Source organism: Amnibacterium endophyticum, from assembly GCF_042680685.1.
GTDB classification, from domain to species: Bacteria; Actinomycetota; Actinomycetes; order Actinomycetales; family Microbacteriaceae; genus Amnibacterium; species Amnibacterium endophyticum.
The window spans coordinates 18829-32624 of the sequence record NZ_JBHUEA010000011.1 but is presented as its reverse complement, the minus strand read 5'-3'; the positions used below and the strand labels follow the sequence as shown (position 1 = coordinate 32624).

The following is a 13796-nucleotide window of genomic DNA, read 5'->3' as shown; positions in this document are numbered from 1 at the left end:
CCGGCCGGCCCGCTGAGGAAGGACCCCCGTGCGGATCAGCGCCCTCGAGACGATCGTCGTCGACTTCTACCGGACGAACCTCGTGCTCGTCGTGCTCCGCACCGACGAGGGCGTGACCGGCGTCGCCGAGGCGACCCTCGAGGGCCAGGAGCACGCGGTCCTCGGCGCCCTGCGCCTGCTCGCCGAGAAGGTCGTCGGGCTCGACCCGACGCGGATCACGCGCACGGTCTACGAGCTGGGCCGGGACGCCTACTGGCGCGGCGGGCCCGTGACGATGACGGCGCTCTCCGCGCTCGAGACCGCGATGTGGGACGTGTCCGCCCGGGCCCTCGGCGTGCCCGTGCACCGCCTGCTCGGCGGCCGGGGCAGGGACCGGGTGCGCGCCTATGCGAACGGCTGGTTCTCGGGGGCGAGGACGCCCGAGGACTTCGCGGCCGCCGCCCTCCGCACCGTCGACCAGGGCTTCCGGGGCCTCAAGTGGGACCCGTTCGAGGCGGCGGACCAGACGCTCGCGCCGCGGGACCTCGCCCGCATGCTCGAGCCGGTCGCGGCCGTCCGCGAGGCGGTCGGCGACGACGTCGAGCTGTTCATCGACGCGCACGGCCGGTTCGACGTGCCCACCGCGATCCGCGTCGCCCGCGCGCTCGAGCCCCACGGCATCGTCTTCCTCGAGGAGCCGACGCCGCCGCTCGGCCTCGACGCGCTCGCCGAGGTGCGGTCGCGGTCGCCGATCGCGATCGCCGCGGGGGAGCGGCTGTTCGGCCGCGACGCCTTCGTGCCGCTGCTCGCCCGCGGCGCGGTCGACTACGTGCAGCCCGACGTGACCCATGCCGGCGGCCTGTCGGAGCTCGCGTTCATCGCGACGCTCGCCTCGGCGCACTCCGTGCCGTTCGCGCCGCACAACCCGAGCGGCCCGCTCAGCACCGCGGCGACCCTGCAGCTCGGGGCGGCGGCGGCGGACTTCCGGTACCTCGAGATCATGGCGGTCGACGTGCCGTGGCGCGCCGACATCTCCGACGAGCACCTCGTGCTGACGGCCGAGGGCGACGTGATGATCCCGGAGGGCCCGGGGCTCGGCGTCGAGCTCGACCTCGAGGCCATCGCGGAGCACCCCTACGTCCCGCACCCGATGCGGATCTTCGACGACGCGGTCGCCGACATCCGACCGCCGGACGCGCGGAGCTACTTCCACCGGGCGTGACGGGGGAGCGGCCGCGGGGAGCGGCTTTCCTACACTGACGCCGTGACCCGCCTCGACGCCCCGCTCGCGCTGGGCGCCTCGGGGCGTCGCCGCAACCTCGCGCTGCTGCTGCGCCGCGTGCACGCGGCGCCCGCCACCCGCAGCGAGCTGACCCGCACCAGCGGCCTCAACCGCTCGACCGTCGGCGCCCTGGTGGCCGAGCTCGCCGAGCGCGGCCTCGTCGTGGAGGACGAGGCGGCGCCGCTCGGCCAGGTCGGACGGCCGAGCCCGCTCGTGCGGACGGGGGAGCGGCCGGTCGCGATCGCCGTGAACCCGGAGGTCGACGCCGTCACCACAGCGCTCGTGCGCCTCGGCGGCCGCGTCCTCGCGGTCGAGCGCACGCCGTTCACGAGCCCGCCGGGGGTCGACGACGCGGTCCGCGCGGCCGGCGACTCCGCGGCTCGGCTGCTCGCGGCGCATCCCGACCGCGACCCGCTCGGGGCGGGGGTGGCGGTGCCGGGGGTGGTCGCCACGGCCGACGGCGTCGTCCGGCTCGCCCCGCACCTCGGGTGGCGGGACGTGCCGCTCGCCGCGCTGCTCGAGCACGCGCTCGACGTGCCGGTCGCGATCGCGAACGACGCCGCGCTCGGCGTCCGCGCGGAGTGGCTCTTCGGCGCGGGCCGCGGCGTCGAGGACCTCGTCTACCTGAACGGCGGCGCGAGCGGCATCGGCGGGGGCATCGTCGCGGGCGGCCGTCCGCTCACCGGATCGAGCGGGCACGCGGGCGAGTTCGGGCACGCGGTCATCGGCGGCGCCGGCGAGCGGGACACGCTCGGCGTGCCCGGCACGCTGGAGGCGCTGGTGCGCCGCTCGGCGCTCCTCGACGTGCTGGGGCTCGACGACGCGGGGCCGGACGAGCTCGAGGCGGCGCTCCTCGCCGCCGCCGAGGAGCCGGCGGTGGCCGCGGAGGTCGAGCGGCAGGCGGCCGCGCTGGCCGTCGCGATCGCGAACACGGTCGTCGTGCTGAACCCCGCGCGGGTCGTGCTGGGCGGCTCGCTGTCGGCCCTCGCGGCGGTGGCCGGGCACCGGATCGAGCAGCTCGTCGCGGGCACGGCGCTGCCGGGCGTCGGCGACCGCGTGGAGCTGCGGCGGGGCGAGCTCGGCTCGGGCATCCTCGTGATCGGGGCCGCCGAGCTCGCCTTCGCGCCCCTGCTCGACGACCCCGCCGCCTACCGCTCCTGAGTCGCGGCGCGACCGGCCGCGTCCTGCCGCACCCCCTCGAGACGGCAGGATGGGGCGGGCGGACGAGGAGGACCGAGATGCGCAACTGGTCAGGCACCTACGAGTACCGGGCGGGCGAGGTGATCTCGCCGGCCACCGTGGAGGAGCTGCAGGAGGTCGTGGCGTCGCACCGGCGGATCCGGGCGCTCGGCACCCGGCACTCCTTCAACGACCTCGCGGACACCGACGGGGCGCTCGTCACCGCGACGGGCATCGACCCCGGCTTCGCGATCGACGCCGATCGCGGCGTCGTGGCCCTGGGCGCGGGCACGCGGTACGCGGCCGTCGCGACATTCCTCGAGGACGAGGGCTGGGCGCTGCACAACATGGGCTCGCTGCCGCACATCTCCGTCGGCGGGGCGATCGCGACCGGCACCCACGGCTCGGGCGACCTGAACGGGAACCTGTCCACCGCGGTGCGCGGGCTGCAGATCGTCGGGCCGGACGGCGCGCTGCGCTGGGTGCGGCACGGCGACGCCGACTTCCCGGGCTCCGTCGTCGCGCTCGGCCTGCTCGGGGTCGTCGCGCGCGTCGAGCTCGCGATCCAGCCGACCTTCCTCGTGCGGCAGGACGTCTACACCGGCATGCGCTGGGACGCGCTGCTCGCCGACGTGCCGGCCGTCACGGGCGCCGGGTACAGCGTCAGCGTCTTCACCGACTGGTCCGGCGACACGATCGGCCAGGTCTGGGTGAAGCGGAAGGTCGCGACCGCGGACGAGCAGGTGCCGGACGAGCTCGCGGGCGCGCCCCGGAACCCGTCGGGCACGCTCATGATCATCGAGGGTCCGGACGACAACACGACGCAGCAGGGCGTCGCCGGCGCCTGGTCGGCGAGCCTGCCCCACTTCCGGATCGACTCGACCCCGAGCAGCGGCGACGAGATCCAGACGGAGTACTTCATCGACCGGGCCGATGCGGCCGCCGCGCTGTCGGCCGTCCGCGAGCTCGCCTCCGACATCACGCCGCACCTGCTCATCACCGAGCTGCGGACCATCGCGGCCGACGACCTGTGGCTCAGCCCCGCGGCGCGCCGGGAGTCGATGGCGATCCACTTCACGTTCAAGAACGAGCCGGAGGCGGTCGTCGCACTCACGCCGCGGATCGAGGCGGCGCTGGGGCCCTTCGCGCCGCGGCCCCACTGGGGCAAGGTGCACACGGTGCCGCCCGAGCAGGTCGTCGCGCAGTACCCGCGATTCGGCGACTTCCGCGAGCTCGTCGCGCGGGTCGACCCGGACCGGAAGTTCGTCGGGCCGCACACCGCCGCCCTGCTCGGGGCCTCGGCGTGAGCGGGCTGCCCCTCAGCGGCGCGCAGGTCGCGCTGCGCCACGGCGACTACGCCGCCGACGTCGCGACGGTCGGCGCCTCCCTGCGGCGGCTCGCGTCCGGCGGCCGCGACCTCGTCGTCCCCTTCGCGGAGGACGAGGTGCGGCCGCTGTACCGCGGCGTCGTGCTCGTGCCGTGGCCGAACCGCGTCGTCGACGGGCGCTACGCCTTCGACGGCGAGCAGCAGCAGCTCGCGCTGACGGAGCCGGAGCGCGGTCACGCCCTGCACGGCCTCGGCTGCTGGACCGACTACCGCGTCGTCGACCGGCACCACGACCGCGTGCTGCTCGAGGCGGAGGTGCCGGCGCAGGCCGGCTACCCGCACCGGCTGCGGATCCAGGTCGAGTACGTCCTCGACGACGACGGCCTCGCCACGCGCATCACCGCGACGAACACGGGGCCGAGCGCCGCGCCGTACGGCACGAGCGCGCACCCGTACCTGGTCGCCGGGCCGGGGCGCGTCGACGACTGGACCCTCGGCCTCCGCGCCGGCCGGGTGCTCGAGGTCGACCCCGAGCGGCTGATCCCGCAGGGCCTCGCGGACGTCGCCGGCGGCCCGTTCGACTTCGCCGAGCCGCGGACGATCGGCGACCGCTTCGTCGACCACGCCTTCACGGGGCTCGACGGCGTCGTGACGCTGACGGCCGCCGACGGCCGCGGCGTGCGGATGACCTGGGACCCGGCCGTCGCGCCCTGGGTGCAGGTGCACACGGGGGACCGACCGGAGCCGGACTGGAACCGGGCCGGCCTCGCGGTCGAGCCGATGACCTGCCCGCCCGACGCGTTCAACAGCGGCACGGACCTCGTCGTGCTCGAGCCCGGCGCGGCGCACACCGCGGGCTGGACGATCGCGGCCGTCTGACCCGCGCCCCGCCCCGGACCGAGGGGGTCAGCCCTGGCCGGGCTCGATCTCCTCGGGGCCGGGGTCCGGCTCGCCCTCGATCTCGATGCCCGAGGTCGGGGCGTCGTCGCCCTCGCCCGTCGAGGGCTCCTCCCGGTCGCCCGAGAAGGCGCCGTTCGTCGTCATCCCCGTGAGGGCGCCGTCGCCCTCCTCCGCCAGCGGATCGCTCATGCGCCGCTCCTCCCGTCCGGGCGCCCGGTGCGCCGTCGGGGCGACCCTACGCGGCGCACCCGCGCACCGGCCCGGCCCGCACGCGCCCCGCGTCCGCACCGCCGCTCCGGGGCGCCCGACCGCCGTCACGGTCGAGTGAGCGCTCATAACGGACGCGTCACGATGTGCGACGCGCAGTGCGACCCGCTTGACCTCGGCAGCCGGGACGGGCACCATCTCCTCCGGATGTGACCGATCAGACGGTGCACACGGACGGCGAAGAAGGCGTCGATCGGCGACAGGGCCGGTCTCCTTGCGCGCCGCCCGCGACATCGTCCCCGGCGGCCCCTCCACGCACCACATGGTCCCGCGCGGCTGACGCCGACCGGGGCGCGTTCCTCGGACACGAGCGATACGACGACGTCCGCCCAGGACAGAAAAGGAACCACAGTGAAGTTCAAGAAGGTGGCCACCGGCGCTGTCGCCCTCGGCCTCGCGTTCTCCCTCGCGGCCTGCTCCGGCGGTCGCGGCGGCGGCGCCCCCGCCACGGGCTCGGCGGCCGCGGAGGGCGCCAACAAGGGCGCGCTCGTCGGCGTCGCCATGCCGACGAAGACCTCGAGCCGCTGGATCTCCGACGGCAACGAGGTGAAGAAGGACCTCGAGAAGGCCGGCTACAAGGTCGACCTCGAGTACGCCAACGACTCCATCCCGACGCAGGTCCAGCAGGTCGGCAACATGATCACCAAGGGCGCGAAGGTCCTGATCATCGCCTCGGTCGACGGCACCGCCCTGACCGACCAGCTCGAGACCGCGGCGAACAAGGGCGTCAAGGTCATCGCCTACGACCGCCTGATCAACGGCTCGCCGAACGTCGACTACTACACGACGTTCGACAACTACAAGGTCGGCGTGCAGCAGGCGACGAGCCTGCTGACGGGCCTCGGCCTGGTCGACGAGAGCGGGAACAAGACGGACGAGAAGGGCCCGTTCAACATCGAGCTCTTCGCCGGCAGCCCCGACGACAACAACGCGACGTTCTTCTTCAACGGCGCGATGGACACCCTGAAGCCGTACCTGGACGACAAGACCCTCGTGGTCGGCTCCGGCCAGACCGCCTTCAACCAGGTCGCGACGCTGCGCTGGGACCCGGCCACGGCCAAGGCCCGCATGCAGAACCTGATCGCCAAGTCCTACTCGGGCGGCAAGAAGGTCGACGCCGTGCTCTCGCCCTACGACGGCCTCTCGATCGGCATCATCTCCGCCCTCACCGGCGCGGGCTACGACTCGAAGCGGTCCGGCAGCAAGCCGCTGCCGATCATCACGGGCCAGGACGCCGAGGTGCCGAGCGTGAAGTCGATCATCGCCGACGCGCAGTACTCGACGATCTACAAGGACACCCGCAAGCTGGCCGTCGAGGCCGCCTCGATGGCGGACGACATCCTGACCGGCAAGACCCCCGAGGTGAACGACACCAAGTCGTACAACAACAAGGTCAAGGTCGTCCCGTCCTACCTGTTCCAGTCCACCGTGATCACGAAGGACAACTACCAGAAGGAGCTCGTGGACAGCGGCTACATCAGCGAGTCCGACCTCAAGTAGCAGCAGTGCGGCGCGGCGGGTCGGGACGCTCCCGGCCCGCCGCGCGGCGCGGACCAGACGAAGGAGTCCTCGTTGGCCACGATCCTCGAGATGCGCGACATCACGAAGACGTTCCCCGGCGTCAAGGCGCTGTCGGACGTCTCCATCAAGGTCGAGCGCGGCACCGTGCACGCCATCTGCGGCGAGAACGGCGCCGGCAAGTCGACCCTCATGAAGGTGCTGTCCGGGGTCTACCCGCACGGCAGCTTCGACGGCGAGATCCTCTTCGAGGGCTCGCCGGTCGAGTTCCGGTCGATCAACGACTCCGAGCACGCCGGGGTCGTCATCATCCACCAGGAGCTCGCGCTCAGCCCGTACCTGTCGATCGCCGAGAACATCTACCTCGGCAACGAGCAGGCCAAGGCCGGGATCATCGACTGGCACCGGACGAACCTCGAGGCGCGCAAGCTGCTGCAGCGGGTCGGGCTCAAGGACAACCCGCAGACCCGGGTCATGGACATCGGCGTCGGCAAGCAGCAGCTCGTCGAGATCGCGAAGGCGCTGTCGAAGCGCGTGAAGCTGCTGATCCTCGACGAGCCCACCGCGGCGCTGAACGACGACGACTCCGCGCACCTGATCGGCCTGATCAAGCAGCTGCGCGAGCAGGGCATCACCTGCATCATCATCAGCCACAAGCTGAACGAGATCGAGGCGATCGCCGACGCGGTGACGATCATCCGCGACGGCCGCACGATCGAGACCCTCGACATGCACGCCGGCGAGGTCAAGGAGGACCGCATCATCCGCGGGATGGTGGGCCGGGACCTCGAGAGCCGGTATCCCGACCACACGTCGCACGTGGGGGAGGAGCTGCTGCGGATCGAGGACTGGACCGTGCACCACCCGATCGACCGCAGCCGCCGGGTCGTCGACGGCGCGAACCTCAAGGTGCACGCCGGCGAGATCGTCGGCATCGCGGGCCTGATGGGCGCCGGCCGCACCGAGCTCGCGATGAGCGTCTTCGGGCACAGCTACGGCACGAACATCTCGGGCCGGCTGTACAAGCGCGGTCGCGAGATCAAGGTGACCTCGGTGGCGCAGGCCGTCGCCGCGGGCATCGCCTACGCGACCGAGGACCGCAAGCGCTACGGCCTCAACCTCATCGACGACATCAAGCGGAACGTCTCCGGCTCGGCCCTCGGGAAGCTCGCGAACGGCCTGGGCTTCGTGAACGCGCTCGAGGAGACGCAGGTCGCGAACGGCTACCGCAAGAGCATGAACATCAAGGCGCCGACCGTCGCCGCGATCACCGGGAAGCTCTCCGGCGGCAACCAGCAGAAGGTCGTGCTGTCCAAGTGGATGTACGCCGACCCCGACGTGCTGATCCTCGACGAGCCGACCCGCGGCATCGACGTCGGCGCGAAGTACGAGATCTACACGATCATCAACAAGCTCGCGGACCAGGGGAAGGGCGTGATCGTCATCTCCTCGGAGCTGCCCGAGCTGCTCGGCATCTGCGACCGCATCTACACCCTCAGCGAGGGCCACATCACCGCCGACGTGCCGCGCGAGCAGGCCACGCCGGAGCACCTCATGCAGTACATGACCACCTTCCGGGAGACGACGGACGCATGACCACCACCAAGTCGCCGGAGGGCGTGAAGCCCCAGGCGATCGACCCGCACGAGCGGCCGAGCAGCCCGGTCGGCGGCGCGATCGCCTACCTCACCGGCCAGTTCCGGCAGATCGGCCTGTTCCTCGCGCTGATCGTCATCGTCGCGTTCTTCCAGATCACGACGGGCGGCATCACGCTGCAGCCCGACAACGTGTCGAACATCATCATCCAGAACAGCTACATCCTGATCCTCGCGGTCGGGATGGTGATGGTGATCATCGCCGGGCACATCGACCTGTCGGTCGGCTCCGTCGTCGCCTTCGTGGGCGCGATGGCCGGCGTGATGATCACCCGCTGGGACCTGCCCTTCGGGCTGGCGATCGTGCTCTGCCTCGTGCTCGGCGCCCTGATCGGCGCCTGGCAGGGCTTCTGGGTCGCCTACTTCGGCATCCCCGCCTTCATCGTCACCCTGGCCGGGCTGCTGATCTTCCGCGGCGCCGCGTTCATCGCGCTCGGCAACCAGCAGATCTCGCCCTTCCCGGTCGGCTTCCGCGCGATCGGCTCCGGCTTCCTCCCCGCCTTCGGCGACACGGGCTACGAGCCGCTCACCATGGTGCTCGGCCTGCTCACGATCGCGGCGCTCGTCGCGGCCGGCGTCCGCGGCCGGCTCACCCGGGCCAAGTACGGCCTCGAGGAGGAGCCGATCTGGTGGTTCGTGCTGAAGCTGGTCTTCACCGCCGGCCTCGTGCTGCTCGTCACGCTGCTGCTCGCGAGCTACAACGGCACCCCGGTCGTGCTGATCATCCTGGGCCTGCTCGTCGTGATCTACACCGCGGTCATGTCGAGGACCGTCTTCGGCCGCCACATCTACGCGATCGGCGGCAACCTGGCGGCGGCGACGCTCTCCGGCGTCAAGACGAAGCGCGTCACGTTCCTGATCTTCGTGAACATGGGCGTGCTCGCCGCGCTCGCCGGCATGGTGTTCACCGCCGGCCTGAACCTCGCCTCGCCGAGCGCGGGCAACGGCTTCGAGCTGGACGCGATCTCCGCGGTCTTCATCGGCGGCGCGGCGGTCACCGGCGGCATCGGCACGATCCCGGGCGCGATCGTCGGCGGTCTGATCATCGGCGTGCTGAACAACGGCATGTCGATCCTCGGCATCGGCATCGAGTACCAGCAGCTGATCAAGGGCCTGGTCCTGCTCGGCGCCGTGGCGTTCGACTTCTACAACAAGCGGCGCGGCGGCCGCTGAACCACCGATGACGACGCCGTCCGCCCGAGGCCACTCGGCGGACGGCGTCGTCGTCGCGCGTACCGTCAGCGGGAGGAGGCACGATGTCGACGGAGTCGAGGCCGGGCCGCGCCCCGTCGATCCGTGACGTCGCGCGCGCCGCGGGGGTCTCGCACCAGACGGTCTCCCGCGTCCTGAACGATCACCCCTCCATCCGGGACGAGACCCGCAGCCGCGTGATGGCCGCGATGGCCGACCTGCACTACCGGCCCAACGCGGCCGCGCGGGCGCTCAGCAGCAGCCGCTCGCGCACCATCGGGGTCCTCACCTCCGCTCGGGGCCACTACGGGCCCGCCCGCAGCATCGAGGCGATCGAGGCGGCGGCGCGCCGCCGCGGCCTCTACGTGACGACCGCGTCGACCGGCGCCGCCGACGACCGGGCGGTGCGGGAGGCGCTCGGCACCCTGCTGGCGCAGGACATCGAGGGGCTCGTCATCGTGGCGCAGCAGCAGCGGGTGTTCGAGGTCATCGCGGAGGCGGGCCCCGCCGTGCCCGTGGTCACGCTGCGGCCCGACGTCACCGACGGCACCGCGCCGAGCGCCGACGAGATCGCGGGCGCGCGCGCCGCGACCCGGCACCTCATCGAGCTGGGGCACACCTCGATCCGCCACCTCGCCGGCCCCCGCGACTGGCTCGAGGCGGACGCGCGGATGCAGGGCTTCCTGCACGAGCTGTCGGCCCACGACCTGCCGGTGACGGTGCCCGTCCTCGGCGACTGGTCCGCCGACTTCGGCTACCGCGCCGGGCTGCAGCTGCTGCAGTGGGGCGACGTCACCGCCTACTTCTGCGCCAACGACCACACCGCCCTCGGGCTGATGCACGCGGCCCGCGACCTCGGCGTCGACGTGCCCGGCGACGTCAGCGTCGTCGGCTACGACGACGTGCCCGAGGCGGCGCACCTCTGGCCGCCGCTCACCACGGTGCGGCAGGACTTCGCCGGGCTGGGACGCCGGTGCGTCGCGCTGCTGCTCGGCCCCGAGGACGGCGAGCCGGGGACCTCCGCCACCGGTCCGGAGCTGGTCGTGCGCGCCTCCACCGCCCCGCCGCGCTCCTGACCGGTCGTCCCGGAGATGACGGAAGGGGGCCGGGCGTGCGCCCGACCCCCTTCTCGCACGACTGCCGCGTCAGGCTCCTGAACGCACCCGCGAGCGGCGCGACAGCGAGTCGACGATCACCGCGAGCAGCAGCACCGCACCGGTCACGATGAACCGCGTGTTGGTGTCGATCGAGATGAGGTTCAGGCCGCTCGCGATCGACTGGATCACGATCACGCCGAGCAGCGCCGACCAGGCGCTGCCGCGGCCGCCGAACAGGCTCGTGCCGCCGATGACCGCCGCGGCGATCGCGTTCAGGTTGACGTCGCCGGTGCCCGACTGGGCGCTCGCCGTCGCGCCGTAGCCCGCCGAGAACAGGCCGCCCACGACCGCGAAGGTGGAGCAGAGGATGAACACCGAGAAGTACACGGCGCGCACCTTGAGGCCCGCGCGCCGGGCCGCCTCCACGTTGCCGCCGATCGCGTAGACCGCCCGGCCCCAGCGCGTGCGCTGCAGCAGGTAGTTCATCGCGACGACCAGCAGCACGAACACGACGAACATCAGGCTGGTGCCGCGGTCGGTCGCGAGGTACGCCGTGACCGCCAGCAGCACGACCGCGAGCGCGATCGACTTCACCAGCGTGATGGACAGGGCCATCGTGGACAGGCCCGCCTTCCGGCGGCGCCGGTTCCGCAGCAGGTCACCGACGAGGATGCTCGCGCCCGCGACGATCGCGAGGGCGTAGGCGAGCCACGGCGGCAGGAAGCTGTACGCGGCGAACTGCACCAGCGACGAGCTCTGCGGCAGGTTGATGGTGCCGTCCGGCCCGAGCACGATCACCTGCGCGCCGAGGAAGGCGAGCAGGCCGGCCAGGGTGATGACGAAGCTCGGGACGCCGAACCGGTTGTAGAGGAAGCCGTACAGCAGGCCGATCAGGATGCCGACGGCGAGCGACGCCACGATCGCGAGGCCGATCGGCACGTTCGAGTTCACCGCCATCACGGCGAGCACGGCCGCGGCGAGACCGCTGACCGAGCCGACGGAGAGGTCGATCTCCCCGAGCAGCAGCACGAGGACGATGCCGATCGCGATCGGCCCGACCGCGGCGATCTGCACCAGCAGGAACACGAGGTTGTTCGCCGACAGGAAGACGCCCTGGGACAGGATCTCGAAGATCACCCAGATGACGATCAGGCCGACGACGACCGGCAGCGAGCCGAGGTCGCCCGCCCGGACGCGGTCGATGAAGCCGGTGGCGGCGCCCTTCAGGCCCTCGCTGCGGCGCAGGCGCTCGTCCTCGAGGTCCGCGAAGGCGGGCCCGGTCTCCGGGGTCGGCGCAGCGGTGCGCTCGTACGTCATTCCGTCGGCTCCTTCGGGGTCCGCGCGCTCGCGCGGCGCGTCACCGCGTTGTCGGTCGCCCCGGTGATCGCGGCGATGATCTGCTCGTAGGTCACGTCCTTCATGCGGAACGTGCCGTTGTTGCGGCCGAGCCGCAGCACCGCCACCCGGTCGGCGACGGCCTGCACGTCGGCCAGGTTGTGGCTGATGAGGATGACGCCGAGCCCGCGCTCGCGCAGCCGCTCGACGAGGTTCAGCACCTCGGCCGTCTGCGCGACGCCGAGCGCCGCGGTCGGCTCGTCGAGGATCACGACCTTGGGCTCGCCGATCAGGCTGCGGGCGATCGCGACCGTCTGCCGCTGGCCGCCCGAGAGGGAGGCGATCGGGATGCGCACCGAGGGGATGCGTGCCGAGAGCTGGCGCAGCAGCTCCCACGAGCGCCGCTCCATCTCCTCCTCGTCCATCACGCCGTGCACGACCTCGCGGCCGAGGAACAGGTTCGCGACGACGTCGAGGTTGTCGGCGAGCGCCAGGTCCTGGAAGACCGAGGAGATGCCGAGGTTCCGCGCCGCGGACGGCGACGGGATCGTGACGTTGCGCCCGTCGAACGTGACGACGCCCTCGTCCGGCGTGTACACGCCGGCGAGGATCTTGACGAAGGTGGACTTGCCGGCGCCGTTGTCGCCCACGAGGGCGACGACCTCACCGGGGTAGACGTCCAGCTCGACGTCGGTCAGCGCCTGCACGGCGCCGAACCGCTTGCTGATGCCGCGGAGCGACATCACCGGGTCGCCCTTGCCCGCGGTCCTGGTGGTGCTCTCGTCGGTGATGGTCACGATGCCTCCTCGGATCGGACGCGTCGCACGCGCGGCGGCTGCCGTCCCGGGTTCCTCCCCGGGAGGGCAGCCGCCGCGGTGCGACTCGACTGCTCGACTAGTTGATGCCGTTCTTGCTGCACGCGGCCTTGAGGGCCGCGGAGGTGCAGACCTGCGACACCTTGTAGGTGCCGTCGGCGATCACGGTCGACTGGATCTTGTCCACCGTCACGGCCACCGGGTCGAAGAGCTTCGCCGGCACCTTGTAGCCGGACGCGCTGGTCGCGGTGTCGGTGAGGTCGAGCTTCTTGCCCTGCAGCAGGTCCACCGCGTACTCGGCGGCGGTCTCGGCCTCGGGCTTCGGCGCCTTGTAGACGGTCATGTACTGCGTGCCCAGCAGGATGCGCTGGATGCCCGCGAGGGTGGCGTCCTGACCGGTCACCGGGGGCAGCTTCTTCACGCCCGCGGTCTGCAGGGCGGTGATGACGCCGGCGGCGGTGTCGTCGTTGGCGGCGTAGACGCCCTTGATCTTGTCGGTGCCGAGCTTGGAGGCCTCGCTCGTCGCCCAGGCCTGGGCCTTCGCGGGCAGCCAGTCCGGGGTGTCGTACTCGGCGAGGACCTTGTAGTCGCTCTTGTCGATGACGGAGTGCGCGCCCTTCTTGAAGTAGGTCGCGTTGTTGTCCGTCGGCGAGCCGTTGACCATGATCAGGCCGGAGCCGGCCGGGTCGTTCAGCTCCTTCATCCGGTCGACCAGGCTGGTCGCCTGCAGCTCGCCCACCTTCTCGTTGTTGAACGAGATGTACGCGGCGAGGTCGGGGCTGTCGACCAGGCGGTCGTAGGAGATGACGGGCACGTTGCGCTGCTTGGCGAGCGTGACGATCTGCGCCGCGGCCTTGCCGTCCTGCGCGTCGAGCACGAGCACCTTGACGCCCTGCGTCAGCATCGACTGCGCCTGCTGCTGCTGCGTCGACGCGCTCGCGGCGGCGTTCTGGTACAGCACCGTGCAGTCGGGGCACAGCTCCTTGACCTTCGCCTCGAACAGGGGCTTGTCCTGCGCGGCGTAGCGGTAGGTGACGTTGTCGGGCAGCAGCAGGCCGATCTTGCCGCTCTGCGTGCCCGAGGACGCTCCGCCGCCGGACGTGCCGGCGGAGGCGCCAGAGCTGCTGGCGCCGTTCGAGCATGCGGTGAGGGACCCGATGGCGAGGAGCACTGCGGCTCCGGCCATCGCGACCCGCTTGGTGGCTGTCTTCATCGAGAGTCCTCCGGTCGAGACGTCGCCCCCTTCGGCGA

At 72.1% G+C, this 13796-nt stretch carries 12 protein-coding genes; 8 read left to right on the top strand and 4 right to left on the bottom strand.

What is annotated here, in order from left to right; all coding sequences use genetic code 11:
• Nucleotides 1–28 precede the first annotated feature (28 nt).
• From ACFSBI_RS08525 to ACFSBI_RS08510, 4 genes are all read left to right on the top strand, one after another.
• Nucleotides 29–1201, top strand: a complete 1173-nt coding sequence (locus ACFSBI_RS08525) for a mandelate racemase/muconate lactonizing enzyme family protein (protein WP_377933967.1) — start codon at nt 29–31, stop codon at nt 1199–1201.
• Nucleotides 1202–1243: 42 nt separating this feature from the next.
• Nucleotides 1244–2422: an ROK family protein gene (locus tag ACFSBI_RS08520; protein WP_377933965.1), complete on the top strand. Its 1179-nt coding sequence runs from the start codon at nt 1244–1246 to the stop codon at nt 2420–2422.
• A gap of 77 nt (nt 2423–2499) precedes the next feature.
• The gene (locus tag ACFSBI_RS08515) at nt 2500–3747 is read left to right on the top strand and encodes an FAD-binding protein (protein WP_377933963.1); all 1248 of its coding nucleotides are present in this window, start codon (nt 2500–2502) and stop codon (nt 3745–3747) included.
• Complete coding sequence (locus tag ACFSBI_RS08510) at nt 3744–4646, top strand: aldose 1-epimerase family protein (protein WP_377933961.1); 903 nt, start codon at nt 3744–3746, stop codon at nt 4644–4646. The genes ACFSBI_RS08515 and ACFSBI_RS08510 overlap by 4 nt, the downstream gene beginning before the upstream one ends.
• A 27-nt stretch (nt 4647–4673) precedes the next feature.
• On the opposite strand, the gene ACFSBI_RS08505 is transcribed toward ACFSBI_RS08510, so the two are convergent.
• On the bottom strand, nt 4674–4856 hold the full coding sequence (locus ACFSBI_RS08505) for a hypothetical protein (protein ID WP_377933959.1): 183 nt from the start codon (nt 4854–4856) through the stop codon (nt 4674–4676).
• A 429-nt stretch (nt 4857–5285) separates the two neighbouring features.
• Here ACFSBI_RS08505 and chvE point away from each other — a divergent pair, with 429 nt between their 5' ends.
• From chvE to ACFSBI_RS08485, 4 genes are all read left to right on the top strand, one after another.
• Complete coding sequence (gene chvE / locus ACFSBI_RS08500) at nt 5286–6434, top strand: multiple monosaccharide ABC transporter substrate-binding protein (RefSeq protein WP_377933957.1); 1149 nt, start codon at nt 5286–5288, stop codon at nt 6432–6434.
• A 90-nt stretch (nt 6435–6524) separates the two neighbouring features.
• Nucleotides 6525–8048 carry a multiple monosaccharide ABC transporter ATP-binding protein gene (mmsA, locus tag ACFSBI_RS08495; RefSeq protein WP_377934090.1) on the top strand — a complete coding sequence of 508 codons (1524 nt, stop codon included), beginning with the start codon at nt 6525–6527 and terminating at the stop codon, nt 8046–8048.
• The gene (gene mmsB, locus ACFSBI_RS08490) at nt 8045–9280 is read left to right on the top strand and encodes a multiple monosaccharide ABC transporter permease (RefSeq protein ID WP_377933955.1); all 1236 of its coding nucleotides are present in this window, start codon (nt 8045–8047) and stop codon (nt 9278–9280) included. The genes mmsA and mmsB overlap by 4 nt, the downstream gene beginning before the upstream one ends.
• Nucleotides 9281–9363: 83 nt before the next feature.
• On the top strand, nt 9364–10374 hold the full coding sequence (locus ACFSBI_RS08485; RefSeq protein ID WP_377933953.1) for a LacI family DNA-binding transcriptional regulator: 1011 nt from the start codon (nt 9364–9366) through the stop codon (nt 10372–10374).
• Between the two features lie 69 nt (nt 10375–10443).
• Here the strand turns inward: ACFSBI_RS08485 and ACFSBI_RS08480 are convergent, their stop codons facing one another.
• From ACFSBI_RS08480 to ACFSBI_RS08470, 3 genes are all read right to left on the bottom strand, one after another.
• Complete coding sequence (locus ACFSBI_RS08480) at nt 10444–11712, bottom strand: sugar ABC transporter permease (RefSeq protein WP_377933951.1); 1269 nt, start codon at nt 11710–11712, stop codon at nt 10444–10446.
• Complete coding sequence (locus tag ACFSBI_RS08475) at nt 11709–12473, bottom strand: ATP-binding cassette domain-containing protein (RefSeq protein WP_377934088.1); 765 nt, start codon at nt 12471–12473, stop codon at nt 11709–11711. The genes ACFSBI_RS08480 and ACFSBI_RS08475 overlap by 4 nt, the downstream gene beginning before the upstream one ends.
• Before the next feature lie 151 nt (nt 12474–12624).
• Nucleotides 12625–13758, bottom strand: a complete 1134-nt coding sequence (locus ACFSBI_RS08470; protein WP_377933950.1) for a substrate-binding domain-containing protein — start codon at nt 13756–13758, stop codon at nt 12625–12627.
• Nucleotides 13759–13796: the final 38 nt, after the last annotated feature.